The sequence below is a fragment of the Meridianimarinicoccus marinus genome (assembly GCF_040689105.1).
GTDB classification, from domain to species: domain Bacteria; phylum Pseudomonadota; class Alphaproteobacteria; order Rhodobacterales; family Rhodobacteraceae; genus Meridianimarinicoccus; species Meridianimarinicoccus marinus.
On the sequence record NZ_JBFBVU010000024.1, the window covers coordinates 24,596 to 41,719 of the forward strand.

Here is a 17,124-nt window from a genome sequence, read left to right on the forward strand (position 1 = left end):
GGATCATGGCAGATCCGAAAGCCAAAGACGTGGGCGACATGGAAGACATTCTGCCGGGCGTCAGCGAAGACGACCTTGTCGATCTGGACACGCTGGCAGAACAGGTGCCCGATCTGGATATCGAAGTGGCGTCCCTGCGCGGCGAAGTCGAGGCTCTGAAAGCCGAGCGCGACGAAATGCACGACCGCTTCATGCGGGCGCTGGCCGACGCCGAGAACGCCCGCAAGCGTGGCGAGCGCGACCGCCGCGAGGGCGAGCAATACGGCGGTTCGAAACTGGCGCGCGACATGCTGCCGGTCTACGACAACCTGAACCGCGCCCTGCGCGCCGCACCCGAAACCGGCAGCGAAGCCGACAAGGCGCTGCTGGAAGGGGTGGAGCTGACCCTGCGCGAGTTGCTGAACATCTTCGAAAAGCACGGCATCCAGCGCGTCGCGCCGGAGCGAGGCGAGAAGTTCGATCCGCAACTGCACCAGGCCATGTTCGAAGCCCCGGTGCCCGGCACCAAAGCCGGCGAGATCATTGAGGTCATGGCCGAAGGCTTCCTTCTGCACGACCGCCTGCTGCGTCCGGCGCAGGTCGGCGTGTCGTCGATGCCGGCCTCCTGATCCGATCTTCATGACAACATGCGGCGCCCCGTATCCCGGTGGCGCCGCAATTCGTTGAGGCGGCGCACTCCCGCCCCCTTTTGGCCTGACGGCCGCAAGGCGTTGGGCCGGGCGCCGCTGCGCGGCGTTTGCATGGCGCCGATTGTCAGGTTCTTGGGACTGAAAAAACTATCCCTGCGAAAACTGTCTCACCATCGGCCTCAAACTCGCACACGGCTTCCCAGCGTACGCCGGGACCGGGATCCAAGTCCGCTTCAAACTCTTGCCGCTCCGGGTCGGTTACGGGTCGGCAAACAGACCAGGCACCTTGATACCACTCGGGCAAGTCCATTGCTGGATACGCGAAGTATCGCCGCTCAGGCCGAACATCCTCAACGTCAATCATGATGGCCCGAACTTCGCCGAACGGCAGCAAAAATGATCCAATTGGACGCTCTGGAACCCTATGATAGCCGGCCTTGAAGTAAACATACACTTCATAGCCAATAAAAATTACCAGAACGGCCAATATTCCACGTTTGAGCCACTTCCACATCTTGACCAGACCTTCACAAGTTTTTTCGGTCATTTAAAAATTTGGGAAAACAAAGTCTATCGAGGCATGAAAAATGCATTAACCGAGTTATTCGAATGCCAAGCTTCGGAGCGACTCCCAGCGCTTCTCAACCGTCCCGCACCATCCCGCGCAGTTCGTAGAGCAGGCTCAATGCCTGGATCGGGGTCAATTGGTCGGGCTGCACCTCGGCCAGCCGGTCCACCGCCGGATGGGTCTTTTCGACAACGGGGGCGGGCGGCGGTGGGGCTGCGAACAGGGGCAGATCATCGAGCATCGGGGCACGTTTGCCGCCTTCGCGGTCGCCGGCCTCGAGGGTTTCCAGCACCTGCCGCGCGCGGGCGATGACCGGGGCGGGCAGGCCGGCCAGTTTCGCCACCTGCACCCCGTAAGAGCGATCGGCAGCGCCGGGGCGCACCTCGTGCAGGAAGATGACCTCGCCTTCCCAATCCTTGACCGCCACGGTGGCGTTGCTGGCATGGTCCAGCTTTTCGGCCAGCGTGGTCATTTCGTGGTAATGGGTGGCGAAAAGCGCCCGGCAGCGGTTCACGTTGTGCAGGTGTTCCAGCGTCGCCCAGGCGATGGACAGCCCGTCGTAGGTGGCGGTGCCGCGGCCGATCTCGTCCAGGATGACGAGAGCGCGCGTGTCGGCCTGGTTCAGGATGGCGGCGGTTTCCACCATTTCCACCATGAAGGTCGACCGGCCCCGCGCCAGGTCATCGGCGGCGCCGACGCGGCTGAACAATTGCGACACTGTGCCGATGCGGGCCTCGCGCGCCGGCACGAAGGCGCCGGACTGGGCCAGCAGGGCGATCAGCGCGTTCTGCCGCAGCCAGGTGGATTTGCCGGCCATGTTCGGGCCGGTCAGCAGGCAGATGGCGGCGCCGTCGTCTTCGGCGCTGAGGGCGCAGTCATTGGCGACAAAGGACGCTCCCGACTGGCGCGCCAGCGCAGCCTCGACCACCGGGTGACGTCCGGCGCGCACGTCGAAGGCGCGGCTGTCCTCCATCCGGGGGCGGGTCCAGTCGGACCCGGCGGCCAGATCGGCGAACCCGGTGGTCAGGTCGATCTCGGCCAGCGCGCGGGCGGCGTGGCCGATCGATGCCGCGGTGTCCAGACAAGCTCTGCACAGACGCGCGAAGATCTGCTTTTCCAGCTCCAGCGCGTGCGAGCCTGCATTCAGCAGCCCGCGTTCCAGTTCTGACAGCTCCACGGTGGTGAAGCGGATGGCGTTGGCGGTGGTCTGGCGGTGGATGAAGGTTTCCGTCAGCGGCTCCGAGGTCATCCGGGTGCTGTGGGTTGCCGGAGTTTCCACGAAATAGCCCAACACGTTGTTATGCTTGACCTTCAGCGAACCGATGCCGGTCAGCTTGGTATATTGCGCCTGCAGTCCGGCGATCAGGCCCCGGCCTTTGTCGCGCAGGGTGCGGGCCTCGTCCAGCGCGGTGTCATAGCCGGTGGCCACAAAGCCGCCATCGCGGGCCAGCAGGGGCGGGTCGGCGACAAGGGCTTCATCCAGCAGATCGGTCAGCGCCTCGTGCCCCAGCAGATCCTGCGCGGCCCGGACCAGACGCTCGGGCAGATCGTCGGGCAGCATCGCGGCGATGGTGCCGGCCTGAGCCAGCCCGTCGCGCAGGGCGGTCAGGTCGCGCGGCCCGCCACGGTCCAGCGACAGGCGGCTGAGGGCGCGATCCATGTCGGGCGCGCGTTTCAGCGCGTCGCGCAGGTCGTCGCGCAGGCGGGGATTGTCCAGCAGCGCCTCGACCGCGTCATGCCGGTCGCGGATTTCCGCCAGATCCTGCGAGGGCGCCGACAGCCGCCGTTCCAGCAGCCGCGCGCCGCCTGCCGTCACTGTCCGGTCCACGGTCGCCAGAAGCGAGCCGTTGCGCCCGCCCGACAGGCTTTGGGTGATCTCGAGATTGCGTCGGGTCGCGGCGTCGATGGCCATGGCACCGCCCGGCGCTTCGCGCACCGGCGGGCGGATCAGCGGCAGTTTGCCCTTCTGGGTGATCTCAAGATAGTTGACCAGTGCGCCAAGGGCTGCGGTTTCGACCCGGTCGAACTGGCCGAAGGCGTCGAGCGACGCCACCGCGTACAGCGCCTTCAGCCGGGCCTGCCCGCTTTCGCTGTCGAAACTGGCGGCGCCCAGCGGCACAAGGGCAGCGCCGGTTTCCTCGGCCATGCCGCGCAACTCGGGTTCCAGCGCGTCGGGACAGAGGATCTCGGGCGGCGACAGGCGGGACAGCAGATGCGGCAGCATCACCCGTTTGCAGGGCGCCACGGTCATCTCGCCGGTGGAGATATCCACCCAGGCCAGGGCGCCGGTGCCCCGGATCTCGGCCCAGGCGGCCAGGTAATTGTGCCGCCGCGCGTCCAGCAGGCTGTCCTCGGTCAGGGTGCCGGGGGTCACGACCCGTGTCACGCCGCGCTTGACCACCGCCTTGTAGCCGCGCTTTTTCGCTTCAGCCGGGTTTTCCAGCTGTTCGCAGATGGCCACGCGAAATCCCTTGCGGGTCAGGGTCAACAGATACCCCTCGGCGGCATGGACCGGCACGCCGCACATGGGGATATCCGCGCCCTCGTGCTTGCCGCGTTTGGTCAGGGCAATGTCCAGCGCCGCCGCCGCAGCCACCGCATCGTCGAAGAACATCTCGTAGAAATCCCCCATCCGGTAGAACAGGATGGCACCGGGATGGTCGGATTTGATCTTCAGGTACTGCGCCATCATCGGCGTCATGGGGCGGCTCCGGGGCTGCGATTTGCGTCTCATGGGTGTAGTGGGTCGGGCGAAGCGGCAAAAGCCCCGATCGGTCCGATCCGCCTTATCTGCGCCTGTCTGCGCTAACACGCGTTGAGACCGCACGGTGCCTCGCGTAAGACGGCGGGAACCGACGGAGGAGACCCCGCCCATGTCCAAGACCAAGATCACGCCCGAAGACGCGCTGGCGTTTCACCTGCTGCCGCATCCGGGCAAACTGGCCATTCAGGCCACGGTGCCGATGAGCACGCAGCGGGATCTGTCGCTGGCCTATTCGCCCGGCGTTGCGGTGCCGTGCGAGGCCATCGCCGCCGACCCGCAGGCGGCCTATGACTATACCACCAAGGGCAACACGGTGGCGGTGATCTCGAACGGAACCGCCGTGCTGGGGCTGGGCAACCTGGGCGCGCTGGCGTCGAAACCGGTGATGGAGGGCAAGGCGGTGCTGTTCAAGCGCTTTGCCGATGTGAATTCCATCGACATCGAGCTGGACAGCGAGGACCCCGAGGAGCTGATCGCCGCGATCCGGCTGATGGGGCCGACCTTCGGCGGCATCAACCTGGAAGACATCAAGGCGCCCGAGTGTTTCATCATCGAACAGCGCCTCAAGGAAGAAATGGATATCCCGGTCTTCCACGACGACCAGCATGGCACGGCGGTGATCTGTGCCGCCGGGCTGATCAACGCACTGCATCTGTCGGGCAAGAAGATCGAGGATTGCCGTATCGTGCTGAATGGCGCGGGCGCGGCGGGCATTGCCTGTCTTGAACTGGTCAAGACCATGGGCGCCAAGCATGACAACTGCATCATGTGCGACACCAAGGGCGTGATCTATCAGGGCCGCACCGAGGGCATGAACCAGTGGAAATCGGCCCATGCGGCGCGCACCGATCTGCGCACGCTGGAAGAGGCCATGCAGGGGGCCGACGTGTTCCTGGGCGTGTCGGTCAAGGGCGCGGTCACCCGCGAGATGGTCGCCTCGATGGCCGACAACCCGGTGATCTTCGCCATGGCCAACCCCGATCCCGAGATCACCCCCGAGGAAGCCCACGACGTGCGGCTGGACGCCATCGTCGCCACCGGGCGGTCGGATTATCCCAACCAGGTCAACAACGTGCTTGGGTTCCCCTATCTGTTCCGGGGGGCGCTGGACATCAACGCGCGCGCCATCAACGACGAGATGAAGATCGCCTGCGCCCAGGCGCTGGCCGAACTGGCGCGCGAGGATGTGCCCGACGAGGTCGCCATGGCCTATGGCCGCAAGCTGAGCTTCGGGCGTGACTACATTATCCCGGCGCCCTTCGACCCGCGCCTGATCCACCGCATTCCGCCGGCCGTGGCCAAGGCCGGCATGGACACGGGCGTGGCGCGCCGTCCGATCATCGACATGGACGGCTACAAGCGGTCGCTCAAGGCGCGGATGGATCCCACCGCCTCGATCCTTGAAGGTCTGCACGCGCGGGCACGCCAGAACCAGGCGCAGATGATCTTTGCCGAGGGCGACGACATCCGCGCCCTGCGCGCCGCCGTGGCCTATCAGCGCTCGGGTCTGGGCAAGGCCCTTGTGGTGGGCCGCGAGGCGGACGTGAAATCCAAGCTGGAAGCGGCGGGACTGGGCGATGCGGTGCGCGAATTGCGCATCATCAATGCCGCCAACACCGTGCACCTGGACGCTTACAAGGACTTCCTCTACGACCGGCTCAAGCGCAAGGGCTTCGATGCCTCGGACGTGCATCGTCTGGCGGCGCGCGACCGGCATGTGTTCTCGGCACTGATGCTGGCGCATGGGCACGGCGACGCGATGGTGACCGGGGCCACCCGGAAATCGGCGCATGTGATGGAACAGATCAACCATGTCTTCGACGCCGATGCCGAACACGGGGTGGTCGGGGTCACGGCGCTGTTGCATCAGGGCCGGATCGTGATGATCGCCGACACGCTGGTGCACGAATGGCCCGATCAGAACGACCTTGCCACCATCGCCGAGGGCGCGGCCAGTGTCGCCCGGTCGCTGGGGCTGGAGCCGCGCGTGGCCTTCGTCAGCTTCTCGACCTTCGGCTACCCGGTGTCGGAACGGGCCGAGAAGATGCATATGGCGCCGAAAGTGCTGGAAGCCCGCGGCGTGAACTTCGAATTCGAAGGCGAGATGACCGTGGATGTGGCGCTGAACATGACCGCCATGGAGTCCTATCCGTTCTCGCGCCTGTCGGGCCCGGCCAACATCCTGGTGGTGCCGGCGCGGCACTCGGCCTCGATCTCGGTCAAGCTGATGCAGGAAATGGCCGGGGCCACGGTGATCGGCCCGATCCTGTCGGGCGTGGCCAAGCCAATTCAGCTGTGTTCGACCAATGCCACCGAGAACGACATCCTGAACATGGCGGTGCTTGCGGCGTCAAAGGTCGGCTAGGGGCGGAAACGGTGGAAAGGGCCCCGCTGCGCGGCGCCCCTTTTTGAGTATTTTTGCCAAGAAAAAGCGGGGGCGGTCCGCAGTTGGTGCGATGCGCCCGCCTTGTGGCAGCCGGCGTCGGGTCAGCTGCCGGTGAAGGGGGCGGCGTCGCCCCAGATGGCGCGGACCCGGGCGTTGCGGCCACAGGCGTCACGGTATTTCTTGTAGGCGGAGGCCTTGGACTGGGGACCAAAGCGGGTCAGGATCAGCCCGTCCTGCTTGTAATAGTCCTGATGGTAGTCTTCGGCGGCGTAGAAAGGGGCGGCCTCGCGCACGGGCACCTTGGTTCTGCGTCCGAGATCGTCCTCGGCCCGGGCAATGGCGGCCTCTGCCGCGCGCGCCTGTTCGGGGGTCAGGGCGAAGATGGCCGGGGCATAGGTGTGGCCGCGATCGCAGAACTGTCCGCCGTCATCGTAGGGATCGATGGAGCGCAGGAACAGGTCGAGGATCTGATCATAGGAGATGACGTCCGGGTCGAAGGTGATCTGCACCACTTCCGAATGGCCGGTGCCGCCGCGCGTCACCTGTTTGTAGCTTGGGTTGGCGACGGTGCCGCCGGCAAAGCCCGAGACGGCATCGGTCACGCCCTTGACCTTTTCGAAATCGGCCTCGACGCACCAGAAGCAGCCACCCGCCACCAGCGCGGTTTCCCGGCCTGCCGCGCCGGCATCGCTGGCTTGCAGGCTTAGCCCCAGGGCAATGGCCAGTGCCAGAAGCGCGGGTTTCAGGGTCTGGAGTTTGCGGAACAGGGTCATGGCGTTGCCTCCTTTGGGCAAACCCTGACGCCATATCCCGCCCTCGTTCAACGCTGGATTCGCAATGTCACGCAGGGTTGAGGGGCCGTGAAAGGGTGCAAGCCTCTGTCATTTCAGGGTGGATCGGCTAGGGTTTTCGGTGCGGGGACAAGGGTTTCCCGGACAAAATGGAGGATAGGATGAGCAAACGTGACGACCTGATTGCGGTCTATGCCGAGGATCTGGCCAGCAAATGCGGGGTGACCCCGGACAGCGACCTTCTGACCAAGGTGGTGATCGGTCTGGGTCCGGCGATCTACAATGCCGACAGTTCGATGGTGGCGGGCAGCGATCCGTCGGAACTGGAGACCGTGCGGAAGAACTTCCTGATCGGCAAGCTGGGTCTTGCGGACGGGCCGGAGCTGACCGCCGGGATCGACGCGGTACTGGACATTTATGGCCGGTCCGAACGTCAGAAGCACCGTGCGGTGGTCTACTATCTGCTGACCAGGCATTTCGGCAAGGAAGACGTCTACGCCTGAAGCCGAAATTTGCGAGACTTTTGAGACGATTGCGCGACAGAAGTCTTTTGCGCCGGGGCGATGGATCGGCTATCAAGGTCCTGTCCTGCCAGGATGGCTGGAACCGAAATTCGAAACACGTGTGGTGCGAAAGCACGTGGGGTGAAGGGAGGTCCGGCTTGGCGGGACCTCCCTATTTTTTTGGTCGTTTGTGTCGGGGTCTGCCGCCGGAGAGCGTCGTTGCGATCAGAGCGTGCCGGCGGCTTGCAGTGCCGCGAAGGCCTCATCGGCGGTTTCCACGAAGCGGAACAGGTTCAGATCCGTGTCCGAGATGGTTCCGGCGCGGGCCAGCGCGTCCCAATTGACGATCTCGCGCCAGAAGGATTCACCGAACAGCAGGATCGGGACCGGGCTCATGCGCTTGGTCGAGATCAGGGTCAGCGCCTCGAACAATTCGTCCAGCGTGCCGAAGCCGCCGGGAAACACGGTGATCGCATTGGCGCGCATCAAGAAATGCATTTTGCGGATGGCAAAATAGTGGAAGTTGAAGCTGAGTTCGGGTGTCACATAAGGGTTCGGCGCCTGTTCGTGCGGCAGCACGATGTTCAGCCCGATGGACACGCCGCCCGCGTCCAGCGCGCCCAGATTGCCCGCCTCCATCACCCCCGGTCCGCCGCCGGTGACCACGACGTTCTCGGTATTGCCGGTGGCGACGCTGCATTCGGTGACCAGCCGGGCGAAGGCGCGGGCCTCGTCATAGAAATGGCTGAGTGCGCCCAGGGCCGGGGTGCGCGCCGTGTCAGTGTTTTCCGGTGCAGGGATGCGCGCGCCGCCAAACAGCACCACGGTGGAGCGGATGCCGGCCTCGTCCAGGGTCAGCTGGCTTTTCAGCAGTTCCAGTTGCAGGCGCACCGGACGCAGGTCGTCGCGGCACAGGAAATCGCTGTCTGTGAAAGCCAGCCTGTGGGTGGGTGATCGGGTCTGCGGGGTGTCGGGAATGCCGCGCGCCCGTTCGATGTCGTCGCGGGCATGGGGCAGGGGATGGGCCTTCTGGTCCGTCATTGGGGTGTCCTCGCCACTCGATCGCGCGTCGTTGCGCCTTGGGTCTTGCCGAAGTATAGCCTTGCCGGAGCTTGAGCCAGAGTAAACGCGCGAAAGGGTCGCCCATGTCGAATGCCGCCTTGGAAACTGCCATCGAAGCTGCCTGGGAGGCACGCGACAGCATCACTCCCGAAACCAAAGGGGAAACCCGAGACGCCATCGAAAGCACGCTGAACGCGCTGGACAGCGGCAAGCTGCGTGTCGCGGAACGGCAGGCCAATGGTGATTGGCGTGTGAACCAATGGGCCAAGAAGGCCGTGCTGCTGGGCTTTCGTCTGAAGGACATGGAGAAACAGTCCGGCGGGCCGCAGGACGGCGGCTGGTGGGACAAGGTCGACAGCAAGTTTGCCGGCTGGAAGAAGAAGGACTGGAAGGCGGCTGGGTTCCGCGCGGTGCCGAACTGCGTGGTGCGCAAGTCGGCCTATATCGCCCCCGGCGTGGTGCTGATGCCGTCCTTCGTGAACCTTGGGGCCCATGTGGACAGCGGCACCATGGTGGACACCTGGGCCACCGTCGGCTCCTGCGCGCAGATCGGCAAGAACGTGCATCTGTCGGGCGGTGTGGGCATCGGCGGTGTGCTGGAGCCGATGCAGGCCGGGCCGACGATCATCGAGGACAACTGCTTCATCGGCGCCCGGTCCGAGGTAGTCGAAGGCTGCATCGTGCGCGAAGGCTCGGTTCTGGGGATGGGCGTCTTCATCGGCCAGTCCACCAAGATCGTCGATCGCGAGACCGGCGAGGTCATGTACGGCGAGGTGCCGTCGGGCTCGGTCGTCGTGGCCGGGTCGATGCCGTCGAAGAACGGTGTAAACCTGTATTGTGCGGTGATCGTGAAGCGGGTGGACGCGCAGACCCGCTCCAAGACCTCGATCAACGATCTTCTGCGGGACTGATGCGCTGAGCGCCGGGGGCGGCTCCCGTCCCCGCGCGGCCCCTTCGGGCCTTGCGGCCTTGGGCCGGGCGCCGCTGCGCGGCGCAAGATGAGTATTTTTGACAAGAAAAAGAGATAGTCGCGACGGAATCCCCGAGCCGCGCCGTAACAGTCTTGTTCCATTCCGGGAGGCAAGAATGTTCAAGGACGTAACGCTTGTATTGGCCATTGCCCTGGGGGTCCTCGTACACGATGGGTTCGGGATTGTGCCCCCTGTCCTCGGCTAGGGGCATTGACCCGGCCAGGCGCGCCGCATACCTCCGATCCCATGACCAAGGAAAAGAAACCTCAGCAGGTGTTCACCCTGCTTGTCGAGATCGGCCGCAAGCCCGGCGATGGCCTGCCCAAGGGCGCCACCGGGGCCGCATTGATGTGCTATGCCAGCGGTGTGGATGAGCCTGAAGCGGTGCGGGAAACCGTGGCGGTTCTGAAGCAGGCGGAGTTGGCGCCACTGGATGTCAACGGCTATGGCACTCTTGAGGAGCGGCTGGAGCAGGGCCACGACATTTCCGACGAGGAACGTGGCCTGATGGAGCGCGCCCTTGCCGAGAACTCGGTGATCGTGGCGCAGATGACCCCCTTCTTCGAAGATACCGCCGGAGGCCCGCATTGACCCCCGTTGATCCCGTTGCCCTGACCGCCGACCTTGTGCGCTGCCCCTCTGTCACGCCGAAGGAAGGCGGGGCGCTGGATCTGTTGTCCGCGCTGCTGACGGAGGCGGGCTTCACCTGCACGCGGGTGGATAGGGCCGGCATTCCCAACGTCTTTGCCCGCTGGGGCGAGAAGGGCCATGCCCGCAGTTTCGGCTTCAACGGCCATACGGATGTGGTTCCGGTCGGCGACGCGGCCGCCTGGACCTGCGATCCGTTCGGAGCAGAGGTCCGCGACGGTTGGATGATGGGCCGGGGCACTACGGACATGAAATCCGGCGTCGCGGCCTTTGTCGCGGCCGCCATCGACCTGGTGCGCGAGACGCCGCCCGACGGGGCCATCATCCTGACCATCACCGGGGATGAAGAAGGCGATGGCGTCGATGGTACCGATGCGATCCTCGACTGGATGGCGCGGCAGGGTGAGGCGATGTCCCTATGCCTTGTGGGCGAGCCGACCTGCCCCGAGACCTTTGGCGAGATGATGAAGATCGGGCGGCGCGGGTCGTTGACCACATGGTTTACCGCCAGCGGTGTTCAGGGGCATTCGGCCTATCCGCATCGCGCGAAAAACCCGATCCCGGCGCTGGCGCGGCTGGTTGACCGGCTGTCGTCGCACGAGCTGGACCAGGGCACGGCCCATTTCGATCCCTCGACGCTGGCGGTCACCGGCTTTGACACCGGCAATGCGGCCAACAATGTCATTCCGGCGCAATGCACGGCGATGGTCAACATCCGTTTCAACGATACGCACAGTTCCGAAGGGCTGTTGGAGTGGCTTCGGGACGAGGCCGACAAGGTCACCGCCGAGACCGGCATTAGTTTCGAGATGACCAGCAAGGTGTCGGGCGAAAGCTTCATCACGCCGCCGGGAGAACTGTCAGAGCTGATCAGCCGGGCCGTGCAGGCCGAGACCGGGCTGACGCCGGTGCTGTCGACCAGCGGCGGCACCTCGGACGCGCGCTATGTGCGCAATCACTGCCCGGTGGTGGAGTTCGGCCTTGTCGGCAAATCCATGCACCAGGTGGACGAGCGGGTCGAGGTGGCGCAGATCCCACGCCTGAAATCCGTCTACACCCGCATCCTGAAAGACTATTTCGGGTGCAACTGACCATTGACGAGGTCTCGGACCCCACGGCCTGTTTTGCGCTGCGGCGGTCGGTCTTCGTCGAAGAGCAGGGGTTTCGCGAGGCCGAGGAATTCGACGATCTGGATGCCACGGCCCGGCATCTTCTGGCCAGTGATGACACCTTCCCCGTAGCCACGGCGCGGCTGATGATCCGTGGCGACACCGGGCGCATCGGCCGGATCTGCGTGGTCAAACCCTATCGGGGTAAGGGCGTCGGCGCGGCGCTGGTGCGCGATGCACTGGACCGGTTGCGCGCCACACCCGGTGTTCATCGCGCGGTTCTGGGGGCGCAGGCGCGGGCCGCGGGGTTCTACACGGCCTTGGGCTTTTCGGTCTGCGGGCCGCTCTACGACGACGGTGGGGTGCCGCATCACGACATGGAGATTGCCCTGTGACACCCAAGCTGGTGGTCATGGTGAAAGAGCCGCGACCGGGCCGGGTCAAGACCCGACTGGCCGCTGGGATAGGGACAACCGCCGCCGCCTGGTGGTTCCGGCATCAGACCGCACGCCTGCTGCGCGACCTGCGCGATCCGCGCTGGCAGACGATCCTCGCCGTCGCGCCGGACCGCGAGGGGCTGCGCAGCCGTGTCTGGCCCGCCGACGTGCCACGCTGGCCGCAGGGGCGCGGCGATTTGGGCTGTCGCATGGGCCGGATCTTTCGCGCGCTGGCGCCCGGTCCGGTGCTGATCGTCGGCGCCGATATTCCGGGGATCACACCGGCCCTTGTCCGCGACGGTTTCCGGGCTTTGGGCGACCACGATGCGGTCTTTGGCCCGGCGCAGGACGGCGGCTATTGGTTGATCGGTCTGGCGCGCCGCCGTCCGGTGCCGCCGGGGTTGTTCGCCGGGGTGCGCTGGTCCAGCGAACACGCGCTGTCCGACACCATCGCCACCCTGCCCGATCACCGCATCGCCCAACTGGCGTGCCTGCGCGATGTGGATACGCTGGAAGATCTGCACGCCCTCGCCGCCGCGGGTCAAGGATCGCGCAGCGACCGCGCGCCCCGCGCGGCGTGTCCTTGACGCGCCGCCCGCCAAACATCCTTGAACCGGTGTCTGAGACGCACAAGCGTCCCTCAGACACCTCCCCAGCCGACCTGCTGAGTCGCGCAGCGACTCAGCCCGGCCCAACGCCGCACGCGTTTCTTCGAAACGCACCGCGGGGGCGGGAGCACGCCCTTTCCCGGTGACGTGCGCCGATGCCCGTGCTAGGCCAGCCTCATGACCCGTATCCCCACCAAGGACGAGATCCTCGACTGGATCGCCGCCCATCCCACGCAAAGTTCGAAACGCGACATCGCCCGTGCCTTTGGCATCAAGGGGGCAGATCGCATCCCGCTGAAGGCGCTGCTGCGCGCGCTTGAGGCCGAGGGGCATCTGGAAAAGCGCCGCAAGACCTATCGCGACCCGGATCGCCTGCCGCCGGTCAGCGTGCTGCAGATCCTGCCGGTGGGCAGCGATGGCGACCTTTATGCCCGGCCGCTGGAATGGCACGGCGAAGGGGCCGAGCCGAAGGTGCTGTTCATCCCGCGCGGCGGTGAGCCTGCGCTGGGGGAAGGCGACCGGATCCTCGCCCGTCTGGCAAAGATCGAGGATCAGCCCCACGCCTATGAGGCGCGGCTGATCCGGCGCATCGGCACCAATCCACTCCGCATCCTTGGCATCTTCCGCAAGGGGGCCGAGGGCGGGCGCATCCTGCCCATCGACAAGAAATCCGACAAGGAATACCGCGTCGCGCCCGGCGCAACCTACGGCGCGAAGGATGGCGAGCTGGTCGAGGGCGAGCAGGCCGGACCGCGCACGCGGCTGGGTCTGCCGTCGGCCCGGATCGTCTCGCGGCTGGGCGACCCCAGCGCGCCGCGTGCGGTGTCGCTGATCGCCATTCATGAACACGGCATTCCCGATGCCTTCCCCGACGAGGTGATCGCCGCCGCCGATGCCGCCAAACCAGCGCCGCTGGGCAAGCGCGAGGATCTCCGCGACCTGCCGTTGGTGACCATCGACCCGGCGGATGCGCGCGACCATGACGACGCGGTCTATGCAGAGGCCGACGACGATCCCGACAACCCCGGCGGCCATGTGGTCTGGGTCGCCATCGCCGATGTGGCCCATTACGTCACGCCGGGCAGCGCGCTGGACCGCGAGGCGCGCAAGCGCGGCAACTCCAGCTATTTCCCGGACCGGGTGGTGCCGATGCTGCCTGATCGGCTGTCGGGCGATCTGTGTTCATTGCACGAGGATGTGCCGCGCCCCTGCATTGCCGTGCGGATGCAGCTGGATGCGACCGGCGAGAAGATCGGCCACCGCTTCACCCGCGCCATGATGCGTTCCGCCGCCTCGCTGACCTATGACGAGGTACAGTCGGCAATGGATGGTGAACTCTCGGGCCGCATCGTCCCGATGATGAGCACCGTCGTGCGCCCGCTCTATGCTGCCTATGCCACCATCCGAAAGGCGCGGGAGCGTCGCCAGCCGCTGGAACTGGACCTGCCCGAACGCCGGATCGAGCTGGGCGAGGATGGCAAGGTCGCCTCGGTCGCCTTCCGGCCCCGCTTTGACGCGCACCGGCTGATCGAGGAATTCATGATCCTCGCCAATGTCTGCGCCGCCGAAACGCTGGTGGCCAAGCGCCGCGCGCTGCTGTTCCGCGTCCACGAGGAACCCAGCCCCGAAAAGCTGGAGTCCCTGCGCGAAACCGTGCAGGCGGCGGGGTTCACGCTGGCCAAGGGGCAGGTGCTGCAAACCCGGCACCTGAACCGCCTTCTGGAACAGGCCGCCGGCACCGACGAAAGCGAGTTGGTCAGCATGACCACGCTGCGCTCGATGACGCAGGCCTATTACAACCCCGAGAATTTCGGGCACTTCGGGCTGGCCCTGAAGAAATACGCGCATTTCACCTCGCCGATCCGGCGCTATGCCGACCTGATCGTGCATCGCGGCCTGATCTCGGCGCATGGCTGGGGCAAGGACGGGCTGACCCCCGAGGATGAAGAGAACCTCGAAGAAACCGCCAAGCAGATCTCGGACACCGAGCGGCGCTCGATGCTGGCCGAACGCGACACCACCGACCGCTATCTTGCCGCTTATCTGTCGGAACGGGTCGGGACCGAGGTGGCGGGCCGGATCTCGGGCGTGGCGAAATTCGGGTTGTTTGTCCGCATGGACGATACCGGCGCCGACGGGCTGGTGCCGGTGCGCACGCTGGGCGCGGAGTTCTTCCACTACGATCCCGAAAGCCAGACCCTGATGGGGTCGGACACCGGCGTCGTGCTGGGGCTGGGCCAGCGGGTCATGGTCCGCCTGGCCGAGGCCGAAGGTCTGACCGGGGCCATCGGGCTGGAATTGCTGGAGGTCGAGGGCAAGGCGCTGCCGCGCAGCGGCCGGAGCTACGGCGGTCGCGGCAAGCCGGTCAAGCGCAAGGTCGGCAAGGCAAAGGCGAAGGCTGCCAAGACCAAGCGAAAGGTCGCCCGCACCCGACGCTGACCCCTAGCCGGAAACCACCATTTGCGCTACCTTTTGTTCAAAACACTACATACTGGGTTTCGAACAGGGGATCCCCATGAGGTTTTTCAAGCAGTTACTACCCGTCGTCTTCAGTTTGACCGCCACGGCACTGGTCGCGGAATCCGCGCTGGTCAGCCAGGCGGCCAATGTTTCACCGCGGCCTGTGCTGCGACCCGAGGTCAGCAACGTGACATCCGTATCCGTCAGCAATCTGGGATTTGAACGCTGGCTCAACGGGTTCCGGTCCCGCGCCCGCGCGCAGGGCATCTCGGAGCAGACGCTGAACGCCGCCTTCAGCGGCATCCAGTACAACACCAATGTGATCTCGCGCGATCGCAACCAGTCGGAGTTCACCAAGGCGCTGTGGGAATACCTCGACAGTGCCGTGTCGAATACCCGGATCGACAACGGTCGCGCGGCCTACCGCAAGTATCAGCAGACGCTGGCCGCGATCGAACGGAAATACGATGTCGAGGCCGAGGTCGTCGTCGCCATCTGGGGGCTGGAAAGTGCCTATGGCACCTATCGGGGCAACACCGATGTGATCGAGGCGCTGGCGACACTGGCGTATGACGGGCGGCGCGGGAACTTCTTCGAAGAACAGCTGACCGCGTCGCTGAAGATCCTGCAGGCCGGCGACGTGAGCCCGCGCAACATGACCGGAAGCTGGGCCGGGGCAATGGGGCACACGCAGTTCATCCCGACCTCTTATCTGGCCTATGCGGTGGATTTCAGCGGCGATGGCAAGCGCGATATCTGGTCGAACGATCCGACCGACGCGCTGGCCTCCACCGCCGCCTATCTGAGCCGGTTCGGCTGGAAGAAGGGGCAGCCCTGGGGCGTGGAAGTGCGGCTGCCCGGCAGTTTCAACTATGGGCTGGCGGGCCATGGCACGGCGAAAACGCCCCGGCAATGGGCGGCGCTGGGGGTGCGCGGCATGGATGGCCAGCCGGTGCCGAACCATGGTCGCGCCTCGATCCTGCTGCCTGCCGGATCGCAGGGACCGGCCTTTATGATCTTCAAGAATTTTAACGTGATCGAGCGCTATAACGCCGCCGACAGCTATGTCATCGCGGTGGGCCACCTGAGCGACCGGATCAAGGGCAAGCCCGATTTCATCGCCAGTTGGCCGCGCGGCGACCGCACCCTGCGGCTGTCCGAACGCAAGGAGTTGCAACAGCGGCTGAGCGCGGCGGGCTATTCCACCGGCGGCGTCGATGGCCTGATCGGTCCCAATACGATCGACGCGATTCGGAACTATCAGAAATCGGCCGGTCTGGTGCCCGATGGCTATGCCTCGGTCGAACTGTTGAAAACGCTGCGCTAGCCAATCCCCAACGGGCCGGTACACCCCGGCCCGCAAGCCCTGCGCTCAGAATTGATCGAGCAGCCCTTCGGCGCGAAAGCTCAACTCCCGCGATTTTCCGATAATGACATGGTCGTGCAGGGTCATGCCCAGCACCGAGGCCGCGTGGTCAATGCGTTCGGTCATGGTGATATCGGCCTCTGACGGTGTCGGGTCGCCCGAGGGATGGTTATGCACAAGGATCAGCGCCGTGGCATTGAGTTGCAGCGCCCGTTTCATCACCTCGCGCGGGTAGACCGGCACGTGATCAACGGTGCCCTGCGCCTGCTCTTCATCCGCGATCAAGGTGTTCTTGCGATCCAGATAAAGCACCCGGAACTGCTCCACCTGGCTGTGCGACATGGTGGTGTGGCAATAGTCCAGCAGCGCGGGCCAACTGGACAGAACCTCGCGATCCAGCACCTTGGAGCGGGCCAGCCGCGCCGCTACCTCGCGGCTGAGGGCGAAGTCGAGCACCACCGAAGCGCCGACGCCGGGAATTTCGGTCAACCTTTCGGGCGGGGCCGCAAGCACATGGGTGAGATCGCCGAAGGTCTTGAGCAGCGCGTGCGCAATCGGCTTCACGTCGACGCGCGGCAAGGCCCGGAACAGCATCAGTTCCAAAAGTTCGTAGTCGGGCACGGCCTTGGGGCCGCCGTCCAGGAACCGCTGGCGCAGTCGCTTGCGATGATCGCGGATGTAGGAGGGTTGCGGTTTCCGGGTCGCAGGAACCGCTGCCGACACCGGCGTGGCGGGGCCATCCAGCGGCAGAAAGGGTTCGCGAAAGGCGTCAGAGGTCTCCATGGGCACCAGATTTCGCGCCCATGGATAAAGTTTGTCTTA

At 65.4% G+C, this 17,124-nt stretch carries 15 protein-coding genes; 10 read left to right on the plus strand and 5 right to left on the minus strand.

Annotated features, from left to right (window positions below; all coding sequences use genetic code 11):
• The first annotated feature begins 5 nt into the window (after positions 1-5).
• Complete coding sequence (locus AB0T83_RS15720) at positions 6-608, plus strand: nucleotide exchange factor GrpE (RefSeq protein ID WP_366194168.1); 603 nt, start codon at positions 6-8, stop codon at positions 606-608.
• A gap of 145 nt (positions 609-753) precedes the next feature.
• Here AB0T83_RS15720 and AB0T83_RS15725 read toward each other — a convergent pair whose 3' ends face one another.
• Both AB0T83_RS15725 and mutS read right to left on the minus strand, forming a co-directional pair.
• On the minus strand, positions 754-1,176 hold the full coding sequence (locus AB0T83_RS15725) for a hypothetical protein (protein ID WP_366194169.1): 423 nt from the start codon (positions 1,174-1,176) through the stop codon (positions 754-756).
• Between the two features lie 94 nt (positions 1,177-1,270).
• Positions 1,271-3,898 (minus strand): DNA mismatch repair protein MutS, encoded by a 2,628-nt coding sequence (mutS, locus tag AB0T83_RS15730; RefSeq protein ID WP_366194170.1) that lies wholly within the window; start codon positions 3,896-3,898, stop codon positions 1,271-1,273.
• Positions 3,899-4,070: 172 nt separating this feature from the next.
• Between mutS and AB0T83_RS15735 the strand changes: the two genes are divergently transcribed.
• A complete protein-coding gene (locus tag AB0T83_RS15735) occupies positions 4,071-6,326 on the plus strand; it encodes an NADP-dependent malic enzyme (RefSeq protein WP_366194171.1) in 2,256 nt (751 codons plus the stop codon).
• A 122-nt stretch (positions 6,327-6,448) separates the two neighbouring features.
• Here the strand turns inward: AB0T83_RS15735 and msrA are convergent, their stop codons facing one another.
• Positions 6,449-7,120 carry a peptide-methionine (S)-S-oxide reductase MsrA gene (gene msrA / locus AB0T83_RS15740; RefSeq protein WP_366194172.1) on the minus strand — a complete coding sequence of 224 codons (672 nt, stop codon included), beginning with the start codon at positions 7,118-7,120 and terminating at the stop codon, positions 6,449-6,451.
• A gap of 179 nt (positions 7,121-7,299) precedes the next feature.
• Between msrA and AB0T83_RS15745 the strand changes: the two genes are divergently transcribed.
• The gene (locus AB0T83_RS15745) at positions 7,300-7,641 is read left to right on the plus strand and encodes a DUF2853 family protein (RefSeq protein WP_366194173.1); all 342 of its coding nucleotides are present in this window, start codon (positions 7,300-7,302) and stop codon (positions 7,639-7,641) included.
• Positions 7,642-7,866: 225 nt separating this feature from the next.
• Here the strand turns inward: AB0T83_RS15745 and AB0T83_RS15750 are convergent, their stop codons facing one another.
• A complete protein-coding gene (locus tag AB0T83_RS15750; RefSeq protein WP_366194174.1) occupies positions 7,867-8,682 on the minus strand; it encodes an LOG family protein in 816 nt (271 codons plus the stop codon).
• Positions 8,683-8,786: 104 nt separating this feature from the next.
• On the opposite strand from AB0T83_RS15750, the gene dapD reads away from it, so the two are divergent.
• From dapD to AB0T83_RS15785, 7 genes are all read left to right on the plus strand, one after another.
• The gene (gene dapD, locus AB0T83_RS15755) at positions 8,787-9,614 is read left to right on the plus strand and encodes a 2,3,4,5-tetrahydropyridine-2,6-dicarboxylate N-succinyltransferase (RefSeq protein WP_366194175.1); all 828 of its coding nucleotides are present in this window, start codon (positions 8,787-8,789) and stop codon (positions 9,612-9,614) included.
• Positions 9,615-9,920: 306 nt separating this feature from the next.
• A complete protein-coding gene (locus AB0T83_RS15760; RefSeq protein ID WP_366194176.1) occupies positions 9,921-10,265 on the plus strand; it encodes a DUF8846 family protein in 345 nt (114 codons plus the stop codon).
• Positions 10,262-11,413: a succinyl-diaminopimelate desuccinylase gene (gene dapE, locus AB0T83_RS15765; RefSeq protein ID WP_366194177.1), complete on the plus strand. Its 1,152-nt coding sequence runs from the start codon at positions 10,262-10,264 to the stop codon at positions 11,411-11,413. Before AB0T83_RS15760 ends, dapE begins: the two co-directional genes overlap by 4 nt.
• Complete coding sequence (locus tag AB0T83_RS15770; protein WP_366194178.1) at positions 11,404-11,826, plus strand: GNAT family N-acetyltransferase; 423 nt, start codon at positions 11,404-11,406, stop codon at positions 11,824-11,826. Before dapE ends, AB0T83_RS15770 begins: the two co-directional genes overlap by 10 nt.
• A complete protein-coding gene (locus AB0T83_RS15775; protein WP_366194179.1) occupies positions 11,823-12,455 on the plus strand; it encodes a TIGR04282 family arsenosugar biosynthesis glycosyltransferase in 633 nt (210 codons plus the stop codon). Before AB0T83_RS15770 ends, AB0T83_RS15775 begins: the two co-directional genes overlap by 4 nt.
• 198 nt (positions 12,456-12,653) lie before the next feature.
• Positions 12,654-14,915, plus strand: a complete 2,262-nt coding sequence (rnr, locus tag AB0T83_RS15780; protein WP_366194180.1) for a ribonuclease R — start codon at positions 12,654-12,656, stop codon at positions 14,913-14,915.
• A 76-nt stretch (positions 14,916-14,991) separates the two neighbouring features.
• Positions 14,992-16,263, plus strand: a complete 1,272-nt coding sequence (locus AB0T83_RS15785; protein ID WP_366194181.1) for a lytic murein transglycosylase — start codon at positions 14,992-14,994, stop codon at positions 16,261-16,263.
• A gap of 45 nt (positions 16,264-16,308) precedes the next feature.
• Here the strand turns inward: AB0T83_RS15785 and radC are convergent, their stop codons facing one another.
• A complete protein-coding gene (gene radC / locus AB0T83_RS15790) occupies positions 16,309-17,085 on the minus strand; it encodes a RadC family protein (protein WP_366194182.1) in 777 nt (258 codons plus the stop codon).
• Between the last annotated feature and the right edge of the window lie 39 nt (positions 17,086-17,124).

Excerpts from the sequence above, each read along its gene's own strand:
- AB0T83_RS15720 (WP_366194168.1), top strand. The coding sequence starts at position 6 with ATGGCAGATCCGAAAGCCAAAGACGTGGGCGACATGGAAGACATTCTG.
- AB0T83_RS15725 (WP_366194169.1), bottom strand. The coding sequence starts at position 1,176 with ATGACCGAAAAAACTTGTGAAGGTCTGGTCAAGATGTGGAAGTGGCTC.
- mutS (WP_366194170.1), bottom strand. The coding sequence starts at position 3,898 with ATGACGCCGATGATGGCGCAGTACCTGAAGATCAAATCCGACCATCCC.
- AB0T83_RS15735 (WP_366194171.1), top strand. The coding sequence starts at position 4,071 with ATGTCCAAGACCAAGATCACGCCCGAAGACGCGCTGGCGTTTCACCTG.
- msrA (WP_366194172.1), bottom strand. The coding sequence starts at position 7,120 with ATGACCCTGTTCCGCAAACTCCAGACCCTGAAACCCGCGCTTCTGGCA.
- AB0T83_RS15745 (WP_366194173.1), top strand. The coding sequence starts at position 7,300 with ATGAGCAAACGTGACGACCTGATTGCGGTCTATGCCGAGGATCTGGCC.
- AB0T83_RS15750 (WP_366194174.1), bottom strand. The coding sequence starts at position 8,682 with ATGACGGACCAGAAGGCCCATCCCCTGCCCCATGCCCGCGACGACATC.
- dapD (WP_366194175.1), top strand. The coding sequence starts at position 8,787 with ATGTCGAATGCCGCCTTGGAAACTGCCATCGAAGCTGCCTGGGAGGCA.
- AB0T83_RS15760 (WP_366194176.1), top strand. The coding sequence starts at position 9,921 with ATGACCAAGGAAAAGAAACCTCAGCAGGTGTTCACCCTGCTTGTCGAG.
- rnr (WP_366194180.1), top strand. The coding sequence starts at position 12,654 with ATGACCCGTATCCCCACCAAGGACGAGATCCTCGACTGGATCGCCGCC.
- AB0T83_RS15785 (WP_366194181.1), top strand. The coding sequence starts at position 14,992 with ATGAGGTTTTTCAAGCAGTTACTACCCGTCGTCTTCAGTTTGACCGCC.
- radC (WP_366194182.1), bottom strand. The coding sequence starts at position 17,085 with ATGGAGACCTCTGACGCCTTTCGCGAACCCTTTCTGCCGCTGGATGGC.